Origin of the sequence: Seinonella peptonophila (assembly GCF_900129355.1) — a bacterium.
GTDB classification, from domain to species: domain Bacteria; phylum Bacillota; class Bacilli; order Thermoactinomycetales; family Thermoactinomycetaceae; genus Seinonella; species Seinonella peptonophila.
In genome coordinates, this window is the sequence record NZ_FQVL01000011.1 from 62,755 (window position 1) to 81,351 (window position 18,597).

At 37.3% G+C, this 18,597-nt stretch carries 24 protein-coding genes and 1 pseudogene; 4 read left to right on the top strand and 21 right to left on the bottom strand.

Annotated elements, in window-relative coordinates:
- Window positions 1-11 precede the first annotated feature (11 nt).
- The 9 genes from BUB71_RS14840 to BUB71_RS14875 all read right to left on the bottom strand — a co-directional run bounded on the left by BUB71_RS14840 (window position 12) and on the right by BUB71_RS14875 (window position 6,354).
- Complete coding sequence (locus BUB71_RS14840) at window positions 12-839, bottom strand: conjugal transfer protein (protein ID WP_073156344.1); 828 nt, start codon at window positions 837-839, stop codon at window positions 12-14.
- A gap of 17 nt (window positions 840-856) precedes the next feature.
- Window positions 857-1,183, bottom strand: a complete 327-nt coding sequence (locus BUB71_RS14845) for a hypothetical protein (RefSeq protein ID WP_073156348.1) — start codon at window positions 1,181-1,183, stop codon at window positions 857-859.
- Between the two features lie 255 nt (window positions 1,184-1,438).
- Complete coding sequence (locus tag BUB71_RS14850; protein WP_073156352.1) at window positions 1,439-1,933, bottom strand: formyltransferase family protein; 495 nt, start codon at window positions 1,931-1,933, stop codon at window positions 1,439-1,441.
- A 3-nt stretch (window positions 1,934-1,936) separates the two neighbouring features.
- Entirely contained in the window at window positions 1,937-2,539 is a 603-nt protein-coding gene (locus tag BUB71_RS14855; RefSeq protein ID WP_073156356.1) for an HNH endonuclease, read from the bottom strand.
- Window positions 2,540-2,565: 26 nt separating this feature from the next.
- Window positions 2,566-3,564, bottom strand: coding sequence for a zinc-binding alcohol dehydrogenase family protein (locus BUB71_RS14860; protein WP_073156486.1), 999 nt, complete (start codon window positions 3,562-3,564; stop codon window positions 2,566-2,568).
- Window positions 3,446-4,720 carry an adenosylhomocysteinase gene (locus BUB71_RS14865; RefSeq protein WP_073156360.1) on the bottom strand — a complete coding sequence of 425 codons (1,275 nt, stop codon included), beginning with the start codon at window positions 4,718-4,720 and terminating at the stop codon, window positions 3,446-3,448. The genes BUB71_RS14860 and BUB71_RS14865 overlap by 119 nt, the downstream gene beginning before the upstream one ends.
- A 196-nt stretch (window positions 4,721-4,916) precedes the next feature.
- Window positions 4,917-5,468, bottom strand: coding sequence for a hypothetical protein (locus BUB71_RS14870; RefSeq protein ID WP_073156363.1), 552 nt, complete (start codon window positions 5,466-5,468; stop codon window positions 4,917-4,919).
- A gap of 58 nt (window positions 5,469-5,526) precedes the next feature.
- A complete protein-coding gene (locus tag BUB71_RS19715; protein ID WP_175552392.1) occupies window positions 5,527-5,676 on the bottom strand; it encodes a hypothetical protein in 150 nt (49 codons plus the stop codon).
- Between the two features lie 477 nt (window positions 5,677-6,153).
- Complete coding sequence (locus tag BUB71_RS14875) at window positions 6,154-6,354, bottom strand: hypothetical protein (RefSeq protein WP_073156365.1); 201 nt, start codon at window positions 6,352-6,354, stop codon at window positions 6,154-6,156.
- Between the two features lie 316 nt (window positions 6,355-6,670).
- On the opposite strand from BUB71_RS14875, the gene BUB71_RS14880 reads away from it, so the two are divergent.
- Both BUB71_RS14880 and BUB71_RS14885 read left to right on the top strand, forming a co-directional pair.
- The gene (locus BUB71_RS14880) at window positions 6,671-7,486 is read left to right on the top strand and encodes a helix-turn-helix domain-containing protein (RefSeq protein WP_073156368.1); all 816 of its coding nucleotides are present in this window, start codon (window positions 6,671-6,673) and stop codon (window positions 7,484-7,486) included.
- The gene (locus BUB71_RS14885) at window positions 7,483-8,016 is read left to right on the top strand and encodes an NUDIX hydrolase (RefSeq protein ID WP_073156371.1); all 534 of its coding nucleotides are present in this window, start codon (window positions 7,483-7,485) and stop codon (window positions 8,014-8,016) included. The genes BUB71_RS14880 and BUB71_RS14885 overlap by 4 nt, the downstream gene beginning before the upstream one ends.
- Window positions 8,017-8,447: 431 nt before the next feature.
- On the opposite strand, the gene BUB71_RS14890 is transcribed toward BUB71_RS14885, so the two are convergent.
- The 11 genes and pseudogenes from BUB71_RS14890 to BUB71_RS14940 all read right to left on the bottom strand — a co-directional run bounded on the left by BUB71_RS14890 (window position 8,448) and on the right by BUB71_RS14940 (window position 17,029).
- Entirely contained in the window at window positions 8,448-8,855 is a 408-nt protein-coding gene (locus BUB71_RS14890; protein WP_073156374.1) for an ArpU family phage packaging/lysis transcriptional regulator, read from the bottom strand.
- A gap of 16 nt (window positions 8,856-8,871) precedes the next feature.
- The gene (locus tag BUB71_RS14895) at window positions 8,872-9,147 is read right to left on the bottom strand and encodes a hypothetical protein (RefSeq protein WP_073156377.1); all 276 of its coding nucleotides are present in this window, start codon (window positions 9,145-9,147) and stop codon (window positions 8,872-8,874) included.
- Between the two features lie 325 nt (window positions 9,148-9,472).
- Window positions 9,473-9,880: a DCL family protein gene (locus tag BUB71_RS14900; RefSeq protein ID WP_073156381.1), complete on the bottom strand. Its 408-nt coding sequence runs from the start codon at window positions 9,878-9,880 to the stop codon at window positions 9,473-9,475.
- 34 nt (window positions 9,881-9,914) lie between these two features.
- Window positions 9,915-10,235 carry a VRR-NUC domain-containing protein gene (locus tag BUB71_RS14905; RefSeq protein WP_073156385.1) on the bottom strand — a complete coding sequence of 107 codons (321 nt, stop codon included), beginning with the start codon at window positions 10,233-10,235 and terminating at the stop codon, window positions 9,915-9,917.
- A 279-nt stretch (window positions 10,236-10,514) separates the two neighbouring features.
- Window positions 10,515-12,893 carry a virulence-associated E family protein gene (locus tag BUB71_RS14910; protein ID WP_073156388.1) on the bottom strand — a complete coding sequence of 793 codons (2,379 nt, stop codon included), beginning with the start codon at window positions 12,891-12,893 and terminating at the stop codon, window positions 10,515-10,517.
- A gap of 7 nt (window positions 12,894-12,900) precedes the next feature.
- Window positions 12,901-14,817 (bottom strand): DNA polymerase, encoded by a 1,917-nt coding sequence (locus tag BUB71_RS14915; RefSeq protein WP_073156391.1) that lies wholly within the window; start codon window positions 14,815-14,817, stop codon window positions 12,901-12,903.
- 59 nt (window positions 14,818-14,876) lie between these two features.
- On the bottom strand, window positions 14,877-15,419 hold the full coding sequence (locus BUB71_RS14920) for a DUF2815 family protein (protein ID WP_175552393.1): 543 nt from the start codon (window positions 15,417-15,419) through the stop codon (window positions 14,877-14,879).
- A 63-nt stretch (window positions 15,420-15,482) separates the two neighbouring features.
- Window positions 15,483-16,030: pseudogene (locus BUB71_RS14925) on the bottom strand (DUF2800 domain-containing protein); the annotation flags it as partial.
- Window positions 16,031-16,094: 64 nt separating this feature from the next.
- Window positions 16,095-16,379 (bottom strand): hypothetical protein, encoded by a 285-nt coding sequence (locus tag BUB71_RS14930; protein WP_139279136.1) that lies wholly within the window; start codon window positions 16,377-16,379, stop codon window positions 16,095-16,097.
- A 32-nt stretch (window positions 16,380-16,411) separates the two neighbouring features.
- Window positions 16,412-16,603 carry a hypothetical protein gene (locus BUB71_RS14935; protein WP_073156403.1) on the bottom strand — a complete coding sequence of 64 codons (192 nt, stop codon included), beginning with the start codon at window positions 16,601-16,603 and terminating at the stop codon, window positions 16,412-16,414.
- 156 nt (window positions 16,604-16,759) lie between these two features.
- Window positions 16,760-17,029, bottom strand: a complete 270-nt coding sequence (locus BUB71_RS14940) for a MerR family transcriptional regulator (protein WP_073156406.1) — start codon at window positions 17,027-17,029, stop codon at window positions 16,760-16,762.
- Window positions 17,030-17,537: 508 nt separating this feature from the next.
- On the opposite strand from BUB71_RS14940, the gene BUB71_RS14945 reads away from it, so the two are divergent.
- Window positions 17,538-17,831 (top strand): hypothetical protein, encoded by a 294-nt coding sequence (locus BUB71_RS14945; protein WP_139279138.1) that lies wholly within the window; start codon window positions 17,538-17,540, stop codon window positions 17,829-17,831.
- A 19-nt stretch (window positions 17,832-17,850) separates the two neighbouring features.
- Here the strand turns inward: BUB71_RS14945 and BUB71_RS14950 are convergent, their stop codons facing one another.
- The gene (locus BUB71_RS14950) at window positions 17,851-18,108 is read right to left on the bottom strand and encodes a hypothetical protein (RefSeq protein ID WP_073156412.1); all 258 of its coding nucleotides are present in this window, start codon (window positions 18,106-18,108) and stop codon (window positions 17,851-17,853) included.
- A 153-nt stretch (window positions 18,109-18,261) separates the two neighbouring features.
- Here BUB71_RS14950 and BUB71_RS20365 point away from each other — a divergent pair, with 153 nt between their 5' ends.
- On the top strand, window positions 18,262-18,513 hold the full coding sequence (locus BUB71_RS20365) for an N-terminal phage integrase SAM-like domain-containing protein (protein WP_084731642.1): 252 nt from the start codon (window positions 18,262-18,264) through the stop codon (window positions 18,511-18,513).
- The last annotated feature ends 84 nt before the right edge of the window (window positions 18,514-18,597 follow it).

Consider the following 18,597-nt stretch of genomic DNA (forward strand, 5'->3'; position numbering starts at 1 on the left):
TCAATCACCCCTCAATCTCCGATTATTTTTTTCACAACATATTGATCCTTATCTTTCGAGAGTTCCAATCGATATTGCAACGGCATCCATTCATTTTTTTCTTGCTTAAGCATGATCATCGCATCAACAACTAACGGTTTTTCCTGCAATGGTACAACGGACAATAGATGATAATTGCCACCTACAGTTTTTAACAGCGGATACAGTTTTCTGTGTATGGCTCTTGTATTTGCGTCCATTCGACCTAATAACCAAGAAGAAAAAAATCCATCAACAGCTTGTTCAACTTGACCATGCTCCTGTTCACTGATCGATGTGGTAGGTTGAAACAAGTCAGTGTTTTGCTTTGGAGGTGGTAACAAACTCGGTAGCTGATCAACTAACCAAGTTTCACCTGACCTTACCACTGATAGACGAAAATGTAGTCTACGACCATCTTCTTGTATCACTAGATATTCAATAGCAGCTTGTTTATCGACTGCTAGCCATTTCTCACTCCAAAGTAGAACTCGTTTAAAATCAAACTTGCTTCTTTGCAATGCTGTATTCTGTTCCCATTTTGATTGTAAATTTGGTGTCATCCATTCAATCAGTGATCCTTTTCTTTCTGTCTCCTCTTTTTGATCAGCATAATACTGCCATAAGAATTGTTCCCCAATTGTTTTGGCCGCATCAGGAATTACTCGTACTACTTGCACTGGTTTCTTTTGATGAAAATGATCTGGAAACCAGACTTTATAGGTTTGTGATGCTTGTCTAATTCCATAAATAATTGCAACCAAACAAAAAAGGACGAGTACTCCACGCCTCGCCCAAGCCGTCAAAAGATAACGATTCAAATCACTCCCTCCTTTATTCAACTGTTAATCTGATCATATAGACAAGTTGCAGTACCTCCACTAATTTTTGCTTGTAGCTTTTTTCCTTCTATTTTAAAACTGATTAAATTTGAACTTGTTTTTGTATCCATCTTATACTGATTAGCTCCAACTCTTTCATATGAAACAACAAAAGGCATTTCTCCATCATTCTCAACTTCGACATTGCCTTTCTCTAGGAAAGTAAATCGCTTTGTACATCCTTTTGAATCCTGCCCGCTTGACAAAATCCAAGTTCCGTCTAAATCCCAAGCACAACCAGCCAATAAACAAACACCTAAAAGAACTCCTAACAATCTTTTCATTGATCACATCTCCTTCTAATAATGATTTATCAAATAATTCCTGTTGTAATACATTCATACTTACTTTCTATTCATATTTGATAACGACAAAAAGACTCTTAGAAGCAATCATCATTTCCTAAAAGTTCTACGTATTGATATTTTAATTTTCGATCAGTATCACGAATCACAAACGAAATTTCACACAAATTCTTGATTTGCTCCCAACTTGAATCAATCAACTACTCTATCATTTCATAAGGCTCATCTATCATTTCATTCATTTTCATTCCATAAAGATGGTTCATATGTTGCTGACTCATTTGACTGCGGTCTTCGTCTAATTAAACCTTTTGAAAGGTCATTAACGATGAAAAATAACATATTCATAGCTGCTGGAACAACAGCTCGCGTATAAAAATCCTTTGGGTTCTCTCCATATCCAATCCCTAACACAACCATTTCGCAAATGTCCCCAGTATAAGGCATATCATCCAACCAATACCAAGTCGCCCCTGTATATTTTTCGCCAAAACGAAACGCCCACCTTAATGCGTCTTCTCCTCTATGCCTTGGAAGGAGAGAAGGGTGAAAGATGAGCGTTCCATATTTGGGTCTTTTTTTCTGTTTTTTTATTTTCTCGTTTGGAGCAAAGGCTACATCTGCCTTTTCAGGAGTATCAACAATAGGAAGTTTACGCTTTTGAAAATACCATAGGCATACCTGACTAACAACGTGATCTGGATCATATACATATACCTTTAGACTCATTTTTCACCTCCCCTCATCCTCTATCAATCCCATACTTAGTAGCTGCCTAAATCGCTTTTTTATTTGATGAAGTTGACTGTACTTAAACTCATTGGAATATTGGCACAACAATTCTTTCTGCTCATTCGATATTAAAACTTGTAATCTATAACTCGGTTCAAGCTGTTGTAAATCCAATTCTGCTAATGGTTGTAATTTTGTCAACAAACAACTCTCACCTTTTTTTATTCTCTTTTGATTTTTGTCTTGTGATAATGTCTTCGAATTTGTCCTCTGAACTCTTTGACTAAGCACTTCAATGGTAGGTTTCAACCTTTTCTTGAGTCCACGAGCTGAAGCATGTTGATGATTTTCGTATAAATCATCTAAAAAACGGACAAAATCCTCACCTTTATTAACTCCTCCAGGGCAAAATCTGTGAAAACTCAGATGACACTTATGACACAAAGTAATCATATTATCTAAATCTCTTATTAACTGAGGATATATGTTCTGGGCAAACAAATGATGAGCTTCAAGTTCTTTTGGTGAATTACACACCTGGCATTTGTGCCCATCTCTTATCTTTACCTTTTCTGATAAATTATTTCGTTTTCTTCGACGCATTCAAAATCTCCTTTTTCTTTACATCTCTAATCAAAACTCTCTAAAACCAATTTTCCGATTACATGATTTGATTTTAAACGTTGATGAGCTAGGTCTAAATTTTGACTACAGATTGCACCAAAATTTTTGGTGAGAGTTGTTTTTAGTCTTCCATCGTCAATCCAAGCAGACAATTGGTTTAAAATTTTCCGTTGATCATGCATATCATCTGTATGAAATGTAGGTCGAGTAAAGATATACTCCCAAGCAAAAGTTATACTTTTTGTCTGTAGAATCGATAGATCTAACAATAGTGATGGCTCAACAATCGAGCATATTTTTCCTTGTGGTTCAATCACTTCAGCCATTTGATTCCAATACTGATCTGTATCATGAAGACAAAAAATATAGTCAACCATTGGCATACCTAACTGAGTCAATTGCCTATCTAAAGGGTGATCATGTTGAGCCGTATGTTCTACACCTAATTTTTTCAACCACTCAAATGATTCAAATCGTGAAAATGTACCAATTACTGTCAGACCAACCCTTTGAGCTAATTGAACTGCTATTGATCCAACACCACCAGCTGCACCAATGATTAAAATAGATTTATCCAAATTATCTTTCGAATTCATAGAAATGCCCAACCGATTAAATAGGCCTTCCCATGCTGTTAAGCTAGTTAAAGGTAATGCTGCTGCTTGAGAATAACTTAAACTCTTAGGCATCAAACCAACCAACCGCTCATCTACCTTATGGTATTCACTGTATCCGCCAGGTCGATTGATATCACCGGCATAAAATACTTTATCACCAGGTTTAAAATATCGGCATTCTGATCCAACATCAACTACTACCCCTGCAACATCCCACCCTAATACCATTTGTTGATCTTTCTTAGAACGATTTTCTTTTATTTTGATATCAATTGGGTTGACCGAAACTGCTTGTACTGCTATTAATAAGTCCCTGTGTGTTACCTGTGGTTTTGCAATTTTTACATCTTTTAATCCCACTTGTGGATGATATAGTACAGCTTTCATCATTGCCAATGCGATTCATTCCTTTCATATCCATTAGCCATTGTTCTGCTATTTGTGCCCTTTCGATCTGATCAAGTTCTTGTAAACCACTCTTCGATCCATCTTGAGCTAATTTGGATATACAACAAATGATCTCACTATAAACTAGATCAACTATCTCAGAGGGGACACTTTTCACACCAAAATTCAATGCAGTTCCATTTCTTAAAACAAATATTTTTTTCCCCTCAACATGATAAATAGAAATATCATCATGTATTGCTTCTTTTGTTCTATACCTCTTTAAACCCCTAACATCAATTTCAGTATCTCTAGAACCTCCACTGGCCAGTATGACACCAGATTTGCATTTTCTTATCATGTCTAGACTAATTCCTTCACGTCCAGTTGCTGATATAATGAGGTCAAACTCATTCAAATTTTCTGTTTCCAATATGCGATAACCATCAATGTACGCCTGAAGTCTTTGAATTGGATTGATATCTTTTACTGTTACATGTAGCTGATGATTAGAAAGAGACTTCGCGATCTGTTTTCCAACCATTCCATATCCAACTACTAGTGCTGTTCTCCCCGAAATAGAAATACCCAATCGACGCATTAAATGATCAAATGCAAGCGAAATGGCTTTTCCTACATGAGAGGCTTCCGCTTCTTTTAGTGGACTTCTTGCAACATGATAGATTGGGAAAGGGATACTACCTTCTAGTCTTTTGTATCGGTTCCAACCAAAGGTGGTTGTTTCAACTACTCCTCCAAAATAACCCTTTAAATCTCGCGGAATTTCGGACAGAATTGAAGCAAAATAACCTCCTACTTCATTAATCACAACCTTCTGACCCTTATTTCGTGCCCTCTTCAGTGCGCCTAAAAGAATATGCTGTAGAATATGACCCTTATCAGCTAGTGAATAATTCATTTTTACTACGCGAACCCCTAAAGCCTCTATTTCTTTTACGATTTTAGGATCACTCGTGTATGCTTTCCCAATCACACAATCTATGATCACTCCGTTTTCTAATAGATGCTTAATCAGTTCCAAAGTATCTTCGAAAAGATGCTGGTAAAAAATTAAACGAGATTGTTTTAAGCATTCTCTATTTTGGTCGCAGATTCTATTTGTAACTCTTAGACGCGGACCATAAAATTGGTACAATGAACATTCCTCCTAATAAAAAACAACGAGCCTTCGCTCGTCTCAAATGAATTGATTTATTTACTTACTAACCCCTGATACCATAATATCACGGCATATTACTAGAAAACGGCAAAAAAACTGCATAAAAAGTGCAAAATAATATCTCCTTTAAGATGCAAAAAAAATAGGCTTTCGCCCGCAATCTTCTTTTTCTTTATTTAACTGTGATCTCTGAAATGGGAAGTTCAGAAAACGCAATCTGTTGTATTTCTTTGATCCTCTCAATGTCACCCCATCCCGCAGAATACATGTTATAACCAATGCGAACCTGTAGAGGTTCATTAGGTAAATCTTTAGAGCTGTATGTATCCCATAGCCAATTACAGTTATCAATTAAATCATAAACACTCCCATTGCATGACACTCCTTGATAATGCATTCCTACTTTTAGTGGTTTTAATGACGGCTCTTGCTCACACCTTATGTAAAAATCAACTGCCTTTGGTGGATAGCCTAATGTTTGACCAAGCAATCGATGAAATTCAATTGATGGAACAGCGAATTTACTCACCTTAGATTGAAAATCTCTTTTTTGATTCTCCGTTTGGAAAAACAAATAGAATTTAACATCAGGAATAAGATTGATTCCTTCATCTATGTACGGATACTCCTGAAGTTGTGGCAACCAACCCATAAATCGCTTTGACATAACAGTATCATAAAGAGCAGGTTTATATCCTTCCATAAACAGCGTAATATCATTCACTTTATCCCTGCTTTCAAAAATAATAGGAACCCTAAATAGAGTTCCTATTATTCTATCATTACCATTGAGGCGAGTCACAAGCAGTACAAACAAGCTTACCGCCATCAGTCCAAATTAAAGCCTCTTCCCCACAAATTTTACAACGCCCTTTCACTTCTCTACCCATACGAATTAGAGGAATTTTCAAAAGACGTTTTTTACTTGCCATTCCCACAACCCTCCTTTGTCTTGCCTTTCGCAACGACTTAGGATTGGTAGTGCGTAAATAGCAACGACCATCGATATATCTTATTTTTGTATCATAGACATATAATATGACCTCTATTATCAGATACTATAAATATAATAATTCACCACTCTAAGGGACTAAGTCTTTTATTTTCGAGTGATGATACCGATTTAAAACTAGGTTTTTAATTAAAGGTGTGTTGTATATCTCAGCCCCTAACCGCTACTATCCTTTCCCACCCACAACCGTTCATAAACGGAATGAATCGATATAACCCGCCGAGATAGTTTCGTGAACAGATACCAGGAGGCTAAATTTGAATCAAACCGAAATATTGACTAAAATCTCCTTTTTTCCAATCCATTGCTATCCTACCTACCATACCAGCAAGCTGATCATGTCTCCACGCATCCCATTTGCTAGCTATCTTCGCTAACTCAACCCTCTCATGAATAGCTAGTTTTGATCCGAAATTAGTAAATCTCTCTTTTCTGGTTGTTTTTTGACTTCATATATATAACGATGATTCTCTCCACCTATCGAGAGTAGACAACGAAATTGCAATTCGAATCCCGCGCCAATTAAGTTCCTTTTCAACTGATCCAGTGCTAACATATCGTGATGCTCGATCATCAAAATGGGTTCTACTCGTTTCATGATTAACCTCCAATATGTCAACTCTTTCTAATCAGGTTGTTTAAGCGTTATAATGATCACTAAAGTATCTAACACTATTATCTGCAACATCCACATAAAAGAGAACAATCCAAGAAGTAGGACTTTATAAAAAATGACCCATGTTAATAGAGTGAATGTTTATTCAAATCATTAATATATATTGACCAAAATTACTACAGTTTTCTATTTAACTATCAGAATATACATTCATAATATTGCATATACAGTGAACCCCAAAACTTTTAGAACGTGAAATACTAATCACTCACACTAATTTGTATGAGGTGTAGGCATCATGGAATATCATTATGGGTTAACGATACGTGAAGGTAGAGAAAAATTAAAAATGACACAAGCTCAACTAGCTGAGAAATGGCCCACTGATAATGGAAATGGTGTAAATGTGAATTACGTATCCGATGTGGAACGAGGAGTAAAAAAAATAACAAATCTCTGTACTATACGGAATTTGTGCCATTTATTACGAATTCCACTATGGAAAGTGGGGCTTTCTGATTATGATCCTTTTAATCCCACACAAGATAAAATTAACTATGATGGTTTCATTAAAATCACGGATTCGCCTAATGATCGTATTTCCGACTATAAAAAATGTCTTTTAGAGGCTAAAGGGAATTGCTTTATCTCAGGAACATCCATGATTCATTTAGCTGAAGATTCGGCATATATTTTAAAAGAAAAACTGTATGTTGGAGAAATACACTTGTTAATCCTCGATCCTGGTTGGATCAAAAACAACTTTTCTATTCTTACATTTATCGATGATGATGATGATAAAAAACAATTCCATTACGAGATCCGAAATTCTATACGCAAACTAAATCAACTTCGAAAAAAACTACCTGATAAGCTGATTACTCGTTTAAAAATAAAGACATACAGTACCATTTTTCCATATATCGTAACTGGATTTGATAATGGTGAGGCTGGAAAACTAGTCGTTGAAATTACCGATTATCTTCCAGAAAAAAAACGACCTCGTTTCACATTGCAAAAGGTAGCTGGAAAGCAAACACTGTACGAACAAATAAAAAAGAAGTTTTATTCACTCTGGAACAACGAATCTATAACGAGGGAGCTTCAAATATGAACAAGGACATCTATTTTAAATACGATTGGAATTACAAAAAAGAGGACCTTCAGTTTTGTCCACGTTGTGGCCAACGTTTCTCTCTAGAAGATTTACATATTCCCAACCAGCCTCAACTCATCTGTCACCACTGTAAATTTATTTTTTATCTAGATCCTAAATTAGTCGTAGTAGCAGTAGTATTAAATAAGGAAAGAAATAAAGTATTACTCCTGCAAAGAAATGAAGAGCCAGGAAAAGGATTTTGGGCATTTCCAGGAGGACATGTCGAACGGGGCTATGATCTATTAGACACCCTAAGAAATGAAATAAAAGAAGAAACAGGCCTATCAGTAGATATTGTAAAGATCGTTGATACATACTCATCCTCGAAAGATGGACTGATCCAATTAACTTATGAAGCAATTACTGATAGTGAAGACGTAATCGTGAATATCGAAAGCAAAAAGGGATGCTTTTTTAAGTTTAGCGAAATCCCATGGGATCAGCTTGCTTTCACTTCCACTAAAAAGATTCTACGGTTATATTGAAGTTTTTAATTCCAACACTAAAAAGACGGTTCAACCCGTCTTTTTAAAATGCTCCTTACACTCTATAGCTGAAATGACAATCTAATTTTCTTATCTAGCTCTACTCTTTGTATAACCAACCCTTTCTCGAGCTTGATAATAAACATTCGTGGATACCAAGTACCTGAGCAAAATCAGATTAGGTTATTTGGTGTATTATTCTGATTCCTCTAATCTCATATTCTTCCGTTTGAGTTCCTGTAACACTTACAAGTTTAACAATAAAACTTACCTCATCGATCCCTAATTCTTCATCGTTAACCTTAAAAAAAACTGAATCTTTTACTGTATAATATCGCGAATTTTAAACGCAGTTTTCACAATGTGATAAATCCAAATTACCCCACTACTTTTCATTCGTTTCACTAAACCCTTTTCCCGAAATTACAGCTCTATTCTAATAATCCTAAAGACATAGCCATTTTTCGAAAGGCTTGTTCTTTTAAGTAATAATATTTTCTCTCACTGTAATGTAATCGAGAGCAGACGATAATAACTGGAATTTTAACTGGGAAATAAGTCGTAGTGATTACTTGCAATTCATTTTTTAGTAACAGAGATAATGCGTATTCCACTTGCTTAATCAATTGCTGTTGTTCAGCATGTATAAGAGCTATCTTTTCAGTAATTGAACTTTTGTAGTTTCCTCCATCTACTCGCTCCATTATGACAGGAGATACCAGAGATGGATGCCACTTTTTTAAAGCCTGTTGGTATTGTGGATAAACTTCCAACATCCATTCTACTTTGCGTCGCCACTCAGGCTTTTGACGCCTTACATTCCTTTTAGTTGCTTTCATCTCTGACGTCTCCTCTTTACTTAATTTTTAACAATTCTTGTAAGGTAGATAGTTTCATACATACTAACCACTCTTTTTTGTGCCCTTTCAAAGCCAATGCCTCGTTATCCTCGTCTAACCAACTATTAAGCATTTTAAATCCATTCTTTCGATCCTTTACTCCCCAAGAAATGCCCAATCCATTAATTTTCCATTTATATGTGCCTCCAGCAACTTCAAAATGAGGAACTATTTCTCCTTTGATGCGCTTCGCAAATTCTATCTCAGCTCGTTCTTTCTGACTTTTATCCATTTTCTTCTCCTCTTTCTCTATTTATTCAAATCTTGATCTAACGAGTCTGGCTATGTTACATCCTTTCTTGGCTTGGCATAGTACTGCCTTCTAACATGACTTAAATTCGCTTTTTCGCTGATGACACGTAATGTTGCTTTTTCATTGTGATAATGAATCCACTTCTTGCTAAAATTCCTTATCTAAAAATAAGTTCCATATTTATGATCAGAAGCCGACTCAAACATAATAGATGTAGTGTCAATATTTTGGCTCTCTATAAACATCTGAACTATTTCTTCAAATGTATTAGGCGGTGCATGGTCAACATGTGAATTATGGATAGTCATCTTGATTCAGTAATCTCACAAATATCCTCATTTTTCGAGAAGAATTCTTTTTTAAATTTAATAATATATGGTGCTATTGCACGCCGGCAGGCTGCACGGAACTTCGTTTCTGGCTTAGGTTTGGTAATACATTTTTGGAAGCTAAAATCGGTCTCTGTTCCGTCAATACGTATAATGACAAAGGTTTTATTCCTCTTAAAGTATGGATTCTGAGTAACTTTAATCCCAGCGATTCCACAACCTTTCTTTTGATCTGTATCAGGGTGATTTTCAAGCAAACCCCTGATAAACACTTCGTCTTTCAAGTCTAGAAATTCATCAGTATCATAAGAATGAAAAATCCCCCGTATTCTTTCTATTGCGGCTTTCTTTGTCTTAAAAACTTCATTGCCAATAATGATCATTCTGGTGCCCTCTTCTTATTTTTTGCTTACCTTCTCAATCTTCGCTTTGACCGCATGAATCAGGGTTTTCTGATCTCTTGACTTCTTCATCAATCACCATCTCTCTGATTTGATCCACCGAATTCACCATTCGAGTGTCAAATCCTAAATCTTTTAATTGCTGCAATCGCTTCTTTTGTAAGGGTCTCAATTGACCCTTTGGTGCTTTCATTTCCACAAAAATGATTCTGCCTTCAGGTAAAAGTACAATACGATCTGGAGCACCTGCCCATCCTGGTGATATAAACTTCAATGCTAATCCTCCAGCTTTTTCTACTTCTTGTTTCAAACGCTGTTCAAGCTGCTTTTCTCTCATCTTCATCCAAATGACAAAGTAGACAAAATCAGAGAGTTTTAATACTTACCTCCTATTATGGAGTACAAGGCGACCTATGAAGCCACTTTTACTTCTATATCCTCCATACACCTCATACCTGCTAATAACTCTTTTCCATTATCTACTTTGTCACTTTTGTCTATATATCCATTAAACCCTTATATATCAATACATATATCCCTAGACAAAAGAGTAGTATTATATAGACAAAGTAGATAAAATAATAGAAGCTACCTAGACAAAGTTTTTCGGTATTGTCTAGCTGCTATTTTCCTTTTGTCTAACAAACGCTCTTTGTTGACCATAATGTTTAAAGCTCAATCTCTTTGACCTTTTCCATCCAGGAAGGTTCTCGATAATGGACCCCACCTCTCTTGAAAACCGTTTATCAATTAGGGATGGGTCTCTTCCAAGTAACTCGGTCCATACTTCCATGACGCAAACCTTTTTGCGTGGAAGTACTTCAATAGCAGAACTGCCGAAATCCTCATTTAAAAAAGCTCTTCGACTTGATATGTCCCGCTGATTCCAGTCGAGCGGTAGTGGTTTTTCTAAAAATTCTTCAATCATCCCAGACAACGAATTTTCTTCAGTATGTTCATGTTGTTCATTTTCAAGCCAAGCTAATGTATCAGCATCTACTTCAGGATCAAGATGGGTAGCAAATCCTTCATGATAGTAAACTAAAGCCTCTGCCCAAACTTGATCGATTTCATCATCGGTTAACTGATGCCATCTTCTTTTTGGCTCATCTTCACAACGAAAGGGCCAGAAGCGTCGGTTACCGGTTCGGTCACTGAGAAATTCATGGGTATTTGTTGAACCGAAGAAAATGCACTGCCTTGGATATTCTTCGATCATTCGTGCGTATGGAGGACGATATCGATCCATTGTCTTGGACAGAAACTTCTTCACTTGTTCAATATCTGCCGCTCTTTTAATCGCTGAAAGTTCAGCTAATTCGACCAACCAGCTACCTTGTAGTGACTCATAGGCCTCTTTTCCATTTAAGGAATCAAGCGAATCAGTATACCATCCTTTTGAAAGTCGAGCGATCATCATGCTCTTTCCACGTCCCTGTTTTCCCTTGAATACAATCATCTCATCAAATTTAGCTCCTGGCTCATAGATTCTCTTTATCGCAGCCACTAACGCTTTTATGGTTAACTTACGCGTATGTACATGATCTTCAACTCCTAAATACTCTATAAATATGCTCTCTAATCGCGGAATCCCATCCCATTTTAAAGTTTCTAGATAATCTTTAATGGGATGGAATGCATGCCTACGAGAAACCATCATTAATGCATCGGTTAAACGTTCTTTATGTCGAATGCCATATTTGTTTTCAATATGTCCTCTCAATGCTGCATCATCCATATTGTCAAAAGGGCCTTCTTTTGCTTTCCAAGGAAGTATTTTTCTAACAAATGGACGATGATTAAACTCATCGTAGGCAAATGCATTTTTTAAAGTTGGGTCATTTTCAAGAATCAACTCAAAGTTCCGAAACGTAACCAAGAGTATACCGCTTTTTGGATGTCTTTCTAATTCCTTTATCCATTGAGTATCTTCAAAATCTTCTTTTGCCAGACCAATTTGCTCAATCCCCAATGTCTCTTTGACCTGGTCATCTCCTGCTGCCAACTCTTGCATGGCTTTATAGGAGGGTAGCTTAGATACAGGTGTATCCGGCTCTGCGTCCACATCTAGTTCAAAATATAGATGCAACCGTACCAGATCAAAGGCGTTTACCAGCTTTCCACTAATAGGATCAGTAGCGTGATGTGAGTAGGCAAATGTATCATCATAAATGACCAACCCACCTGTTGTGGAACCACTCTGATACGTATATCGCTCTTCATTCACTTTTTCATATATTTCTGGTAAAAACTTATCAATGACTTCCGATACGGTATAAGTCCGACAAAAAGCCCCAATGATTCCTGATTTCTGTAAGGGATCGCCTTGCTTCTTGGCTTTTCGTTTGATAGATTTCATTTCTCTTGATGATACAGGCCATTGTGCTGCGTCTTTCCAATCTTGGTATTCAGCTAGTATCTCATCTGGGTTCATCCATTCACAATCCTGATACATGAAAGTATATTCTCCGTCCTCAGAAGCACTGGGCCAATACATCATACGATGCGGTTCAAATGTCGTATCGTCGAACCACTCGATATCTATATCAGCAGCAATTCGCCGTGCCACGACTGGATATTCTTCAGGGGTAACTGGGCGTTGTAAGGGAATAACTATCCGAAATCTTGGTTTATCAGGATGATGAGAATGTGTGGTATACAAAGCCGCAGCGTAATGTAAAACTTTCAATGATGGAACATGGTTCGCATAGTCCGCATCCAACGTTATGATGGATCGCCATCGAACATTTTCGGCTTTTCTACGCCCTGTTTGAATTGTACCTCCTACAAACCCACCTACATCTTTGATCTCGTCTCTTTTTCGTTTAGGTAATGTCTTGTATTCTAAGAAAGTCTCAGAAGTTCGATGTACTTTAGATATTCGTGAAAGAAATCCAGTCCAGGAGAACCCACGATTTTTCCATTGGGTTTCTTTGCGATTCTGTCCGACCGCAATGGTGATGGCTCCATCGTGTTGTAGTTGCAACTTCTCCAATCTCTGATCACTCCTTCTTGTAATAAGCCGACATGAATCCTTCTGCTGCGAGTGGTAAACCTGGAGCCCAAGGAATGGGTTCTGACATAATTGCAGACATTTCTTTTATTGATCCATGTGCCTGATCTGCTACAATCTCATCATGGACATGCATGACCATGTTGTATCCAGCCTGATCTAATCGAAGCATGGATTCTGCTAAACAATCACGAGCCACAGCTTGCACGATATTCTCCACTAATTTACCTCCGTATGTTTTTTCTCTTTGACTACCAATTTTGTAGGTAAGGAAATCTTTGTTTAATTGATCGTCCTTATCCACGCACGGTCGAACATATGCTAATCTCCGACCTGAAGGTAACCGAAGAAAAAGCATACCTGGTTCATACTGAAAAGCGAGCCCCTTTGGCAGCGATACCGTGGTCACTTCTTTTATAGCTCTCAATGCTGCATTCTCTACGTCACGCCAAAACTGAACAATACGTAAATTGGCTTTTCTCCAACGAGAAACCAATTCGAACAATTCTTCTTCGCTTAGTCCCATCTCTAAAGCACCCATTTGTTTTAGCGCACCTACGCTCCCTTGATACCCGAGTGCCAACTCTGCTACTTTCCCTTTCTGCCTTAGCTCACTACCTTTTGTAATGGATTCGATTGGAACACGGAACATTTGGCTCGCCGAGGCTTCGTAAATCTTTCCATGCGTTTTAAATACATCCAGTCTCCATTGTTCACCCGCTAACCAGGCAATTACTCTAGCCTCAATGGCGCTAAAATCAGATACAAGCAATCGATTTCCTGGGGAAGCTACAAATGCTGTTCGAACTAACTGGGAAAGCACCTCTGATGGGCTGCCATATAGTAGTTCTATATCCTCGTACGCATCTTCCAACAGAAGCTCACGAGCAAGATTAAGATCAGAGATTTTATTTCTTGGCAAATTCTGAACCTGAATTAAACGACCTGCCCATCTTCCAGTTCGATTTGCTCCATAAAATTGAAACAGACCTCGTGCTCGGTCATCTATACCCATTACACGATTCATCGCTTGATATTTTTTGATACTTGTTTTGGAGAGTGCTTGGCGGATTTGTAGCATTCGTTGCACTGTTCCATCTGTTTTCTCAATCCACTCAGGTACATTCTTTTTTGTTAAGTGATCTATATTGACTTTCTGATCTTTTAACCACTGTTTCAGTTGGATCAAACTATTTGGATTTTCCAATCCCGTCAAACGTTTTGCTTCATCTTCTAATCGGTCTTGTGTCTGGGCGTCAAATTGAATAGCACTCTCCACCAATTTTCGATCCAATCGAATCCCTTGATCATTGATTCGCTGATCAATCACCCAAAGAGATTGTTCATTCTCCGGCATGGGATATCGTTCGAGTTTCCTACGAATGTCACGTTCTACTGCTACATCCTGTTTACAATATTCTTTAAACGATTCCCATTTTGATAAATCATGATGAGGATGGTTTCGTGTTCGCCCTCCATTGGCTTTCGTCGGCTTACAAGGGATCGAGAAATAACGGATCAAACTTTGACCTCGTGGATCTTTTTCAAGATAAAAGACACTTGCCACTTCTTTTAAACTTCTCGGCAATCCAAGCATGAGTGCATGAGCTTGTGTGCAACGCCATTGTTCCGGTGGCATGGGAAGATCGAAGAATTTCGCAATACATGTTCGTTCAAATGCTGCGTTAAAGGCTGTTTTGATCACATTGGGATTCGTTAGTGCTTCCAAGATCGGTGCTGGTATCAATTCACCTTGAGCCAGATCGACGATTTGTATGGGTGCATCATCCACGGCATAAGCGAATAGTAAGATCTCAAAGTCTTCTGTCTCGACATATCGATGGACTCCACACTGCCTTAGATCAAAGCTGCTATAGGTTTCAATATCAATGCTCAAAACTTGCAATCTTCTCCCCTCTCTTCTATTAAGAATCAAGGGATGCACCAACACATCCCTTTGAACTTTTATTCTAGAAAGTCATTGCCTCCCCATACATCATCAGCAAATTCATCTTCCGCTCGTGACCGTCCGTCTAGAGAATCTCCTTCTGATAACTTTTGCAAATTGTTCAATCCAGCAGCAATCCCCTGATTCCCAGAGACATTATATGGATAAAAATTAATGCTCGCTCGACCGTAACAACCTGCATGAAATTCCGTAGTATCAAGTAAAGGGGTCAAGTCTTGATCAACAATCCCGGGTCGATATTTACTACTAGCGTTTAAAAAATAATGTCCTTGAAATGCTGGATAATCCGGCTTTTCCTCATCTCCATCTCTCAAAGGTGTTTTTAAGTTGGAAGGAAGTTTGCCTCCATAACGATTTCGCGCGACTTCTTTCGCAGCCTCAATCGCTTGTTCAATTCGTGCTATTGTCTCCTGGTCAGATTTTGGAATCAATAAGCAAATACTATACTTGGGTTCTTGTCCCTCAACTGCATAAGGTCGAAATACATTCGGATAAGCGAATCGTACCTTCCCTGTAATCACTTTGGTTTCTTGTTTCATCTTTTCATTTCTCCTTAAATTCATATTTTGCTTGTGCCAATCTTCGATTCTGACATGCCCATCAAGCCTACAAAAACAACAATGACTACCTGCTTTATACTCACCTTTATCTTGAAATGCTTTTTGTACAATGGGACAAATCGATTCTCCCCATTGACAGAGTTCATCAATAGTCAGTACTTCGGATGACGATTGTTCAACCGGGGTTGAACAATCGTCATCCGAATCTTCTTAAAATCCCTTCCAAACTTATGAACAGCGCCCAAACCATATAATCGAAGTTGCGGATTGTTCATTGCAGACACAGAACCTTTTTCATATTTCAAATCCATGATCTCAATTGTGGAGTCTGTAAGAATCACCGCATCGCTCGTTCCAAATCCTCCAGGAACCCATGGACTATAATCAAGACGTCGTTCGATATAGATTTCCCCGCGTTTTTCAAGAACTTCCTTTACATATGTCCCAACATACTTCATCATCTCCGTTGGTCCCTCTGGAGACTTTGAATCGTGTTTCAAATGATAATTCAACCATTGCTCAGCCAATTGGTATGCCAGTATCCCTTCTGATGCATAAGAACTTGTCTTGTTGAGTAATGATTGTTCCAGTTATGCACTTGGCGTGTATTTCAGCCAACGATGCGCATTAGATGCAGATAGTAGGGAATGTTTCCTATTCATCAATCTCCTCCGCTTTTCTCATTAATTCCGAAAGAAAAGTTTTCGGAACATCTGTCAACCTTTGTACGTCAAATTGCTTTATGAGTCCTTTGACCTCCTCCCGCTTGCCCTTACGCGAGAGATCAATGAGTTTTGCACGAACTTCCTCCAAGGAGAATGTTTTTTCTTCCTGCTTAGATTGTTCCACAGTAATTGTTTTAGCTATCGTTTGGAGAGCAGTTGCCATATCTTTCAACATTTCAACCGCTTCATTCGGAATATCTATAATGACCTTCATGAAATCACCGCTTTCTATAAATCGAATAAATCTCAAATTCTGAAAAATCCCCCTTTTATGCAATCAATCGCTTTCAATACACTTCTGATTTGACGTTCTAACTTATACATTTCGGCACCCAAAAAAGGGAGTAGCAACTTCATTTCATATTCCAAATCATTTAGTTGCTTAGTGAAATCATCTTTTAAAAAATTAGCTCTTTTTATTGGTTTAAAAGGTGACATCTGATTTCATTTCCTTTCTATCGGCTTACAACAGTAGGCAGATTAAATCCGAAAAATATTAACAATTTATTATGCTAATTTTTCATCAGTCTCCAATCTCCAATTCAGTCACTATGGCGCACATTGTTTGTTTTGCTTTTATGTTTAAATAATCTCTTATTTCATTTTTAAAAATTCAGGATGTTGATTTAACCATTGGTATAGGGCATCATATGGAATCAAGTATTTCGTCCCAGCTCTTACTTTAGGAAAGTCAGGACGAACTAAAAAATGGTCTCGTAGCGTTGGCAAGCTAATTCTCATCTCAGCAGCTGCTTCACTCGTTTTTAGAACTAAAGGTTTTTTTAAATGATCCGATTTGATTTCCTTCATTAATTCAATGATTTCTATTAATCTCTCCAGCACCATTTGATCTAAATTGCTCATGTAATCACTCTCCATAGTCATTGTTATCTGTACGAGAACTTTGCATAACATTTCATTCAGTAATTCGTTACAAAGATCCAATCAAGTTACCCCAACCTTGGACATGTTATAACTGAATCTCGTGTAGCCAAACTCGAAAAGTACGTAATGTGTACTTTGAACTACCTAAAAACCGATTCTCCCATTTTCCCTGGAAACAACTTCAGTCTATGGGCTATTTACCATCTACTCCAATGAAACATTCAGCAACATAAAACGAACAAAATGTAACATACAAAAGGATTATAACTCTATAAAACTTTGAATGTCAATAAAAATCAGAGAAATCAAATGTATCAAATAGTAACATAAATAACCAAAACATTGTAAAATGTAACACCAGAAGATATAATATAGACTAATTAGAAACAATTTGAGAAAATGGAGGATGCTTATGTCCACATCGGACGATGACAGGTATAAGAAAAAGGTCGGGGAAAATCTGAGAACTTTACGGAACGAGATGGATTTGACACAAGAAGAATTTGTAGAAATATTTAATAGAAAAATGAAAGAGAAACTAAAAAAAACATTATCCAGAGGGTCCTATGGACCATATGAGAAGGGACTTCGATATCCAAAAAAGTACATCAAACTGTTTGCAGAATTTTACGGAGTAACTGTTGGTTACTTGCAAGGCAAGGAACTGAGGTATGACCTTGCTGATATAGAAAAACTCACGCTAAATGGGCGTGAGCTCTCTGGTAAAAAACTTGAAAATGCATTGAAATATATTGAGTTTTTGTTAGCAGATGACGATTAATAAAGCAGCTTCCTACAGATTACTCAATTTTATCCTCATAAAATGCTACAAGTTGCTTATGTGTGATAATCTTTTTTTGGTGCAGCGACTCTAGCAATTCTCCTAAATCACCCGTGACAGGAACACCATACTTTTTAGATAGTCTTATGATCATATTTTTCAGGCGTATCTCATTGGTACGTCTTTCTATTTCTTCATTTCTATATGTATCTTTATGTTTTCTTTCATTTTCTCCCGCAGGAAGCTGTCCCTCTTCATCATCTTCTGTTTGTTTCAATTACTATTTTCCTCCTATATTAATAATTGGTGTCAATGATTATTTTATAATATTCAAAATATGAAATCCATAGCGTTTTTAATTTATTTAGAGAGCCATGGTCCAAAAGATCCATGAGCTAGAACAAGGTACATTTATTAACCGCAAAAAACAATTCTCAAAGAATTTCTCAAACGATGGCTGGAAGACTATGGACGAAATTCTTTAAAACCTACTTCATTCGAAAATTACTCAAGATTAATTCAAGTGCCTAGTTTAGGTAAGTACACACTACAAAAGCTCCAAGATGTACACATACAAAGATTTTACAATGAAAACCTTGAAAATGGTCGTATAGATGATACAGGAGGATTATCACCACAAACTGTCAGATACTTTCATTCCATCTTGCGAGAAGTGATTTAGACTTTGAAACAAAAAAATTACATTCGAAGAACTTTAGTATGGGTTGATAACAAACCCATTTTACAAGAGTCAAAAACAGCGGGA

Bases quoted from the DNA above. Each gene is read 5' to 3' on its own strand.
- BUB71_RS14905 (WP_073156385.1), bottom strand. From the start codon at position 10,235: ATGAGAGAAAAGCAGCTTGAACAGCGTTTGAAACAAGAAGTAGAAAAA.
- BUB71_RS14850 (WP_073156352.1), bottom strand. From the start codon at position 1,933: ATGAGTCTAAAGGTATATGTATATGATCCAGATCACGTTGTTAGTCAG.
- BUB71_RS14885 (WP_073156371.1), top strand. From the start codon at position 7,483: ATGAACAAGGACATCTATTTTAAATACGATTGGAATTACAAAAAAGAG.
- BUB71_RS14940 (WP_073156406.1), bottom strand. From the start codon at position 17,029: ATGAGCAATTTAGATCAAATGGTGCTGGAGAGATTAATAGAAATCATT.
- BUB71_RS14895 (WP_073156377.1), bottom strand. From the start codon at position 9,147: ATGGATAAAAGTCAGAAAGAACGAGCTGAGATAGAATTTGCGAAGCGC.
- BUB71_RS14875 (WP_073156365.1), bottom strand. From the start codon at position 6,354: ATGAAACGAGTAGAACCCATTTTGATGATCGAGCATCACGATATGTTA.
- BUB71_RS19715 (WP_175552392.1), bottom strand. From the start codon at position 5,676: ATGGCAAGTAAAAAACGTCTTTTGAAAATTCCTCTAATTCGTATGGGT.
- BUB71_RS14845 (WP_073156348.1), bottom strand. From the start codon at position 1,183: ATGAAAAGATTGTTAGGAGTTCTTTTAGGTGTTTGTTTATTGGCTGGT.
- BUB71_RS14880 (WP_073156368.1), top strand. From the start codon at position 6,671: ATGGAATATCATTATGGGTTAACGATACGTGAAGGTAGAGAAAAATTA.
- BUB71_RS14930 (WP_139279136.1), bottom strand. From the start codon at position 16,379: ATGAAGGTCATTATAGATATTCCGAATGAAGCGGTTGAAATGTTGAAA.
- BUB71_RS14855 (WP_073156356.1), bottom strand. From the start codon at position 2,539: ATGCGTCGAAGAAAACGAAATAATTTATCAGAAAAGGTAAAGATAAGA.
- BUB71_RS14920 (WP_175552393.1), bottom strand. From the start codon at position 15,419: ATGAAACAAGAAACCAAAGTGATTACAGGGAAGGTACGATTCGCTTAT.
- BUB71_RS14900 (WP_073156381.1), bottom strand. From the start codon at position 9,880: ATGATCATTATTGGCAATGAAGTTTTTAAGACAAAGAAAGCCGCAATA.
- BUB71_RS14935 (WP_073156403.1), bottom strand. From the start codon at position 16,603: ATGTCACCTTTTAAACCAATAAAAAGAGCTAATTTTTTAAAAGATGAT.
- BUB71_RS14860 (WP_073156486.1), bottom strand. From the start codon at position 3,564: ATGAAAGCTGTACTATATCATCCACAAGTGGGATTAAAAGATGTAAAA.
- BUB71_RS14890 (WP_073156374.1), bottom strand. From the start codon at position 8,855: ATGAAAGCAACTAAAAGGAATGTAAGGCGTCAAAAGCCTGAGTGGCGA.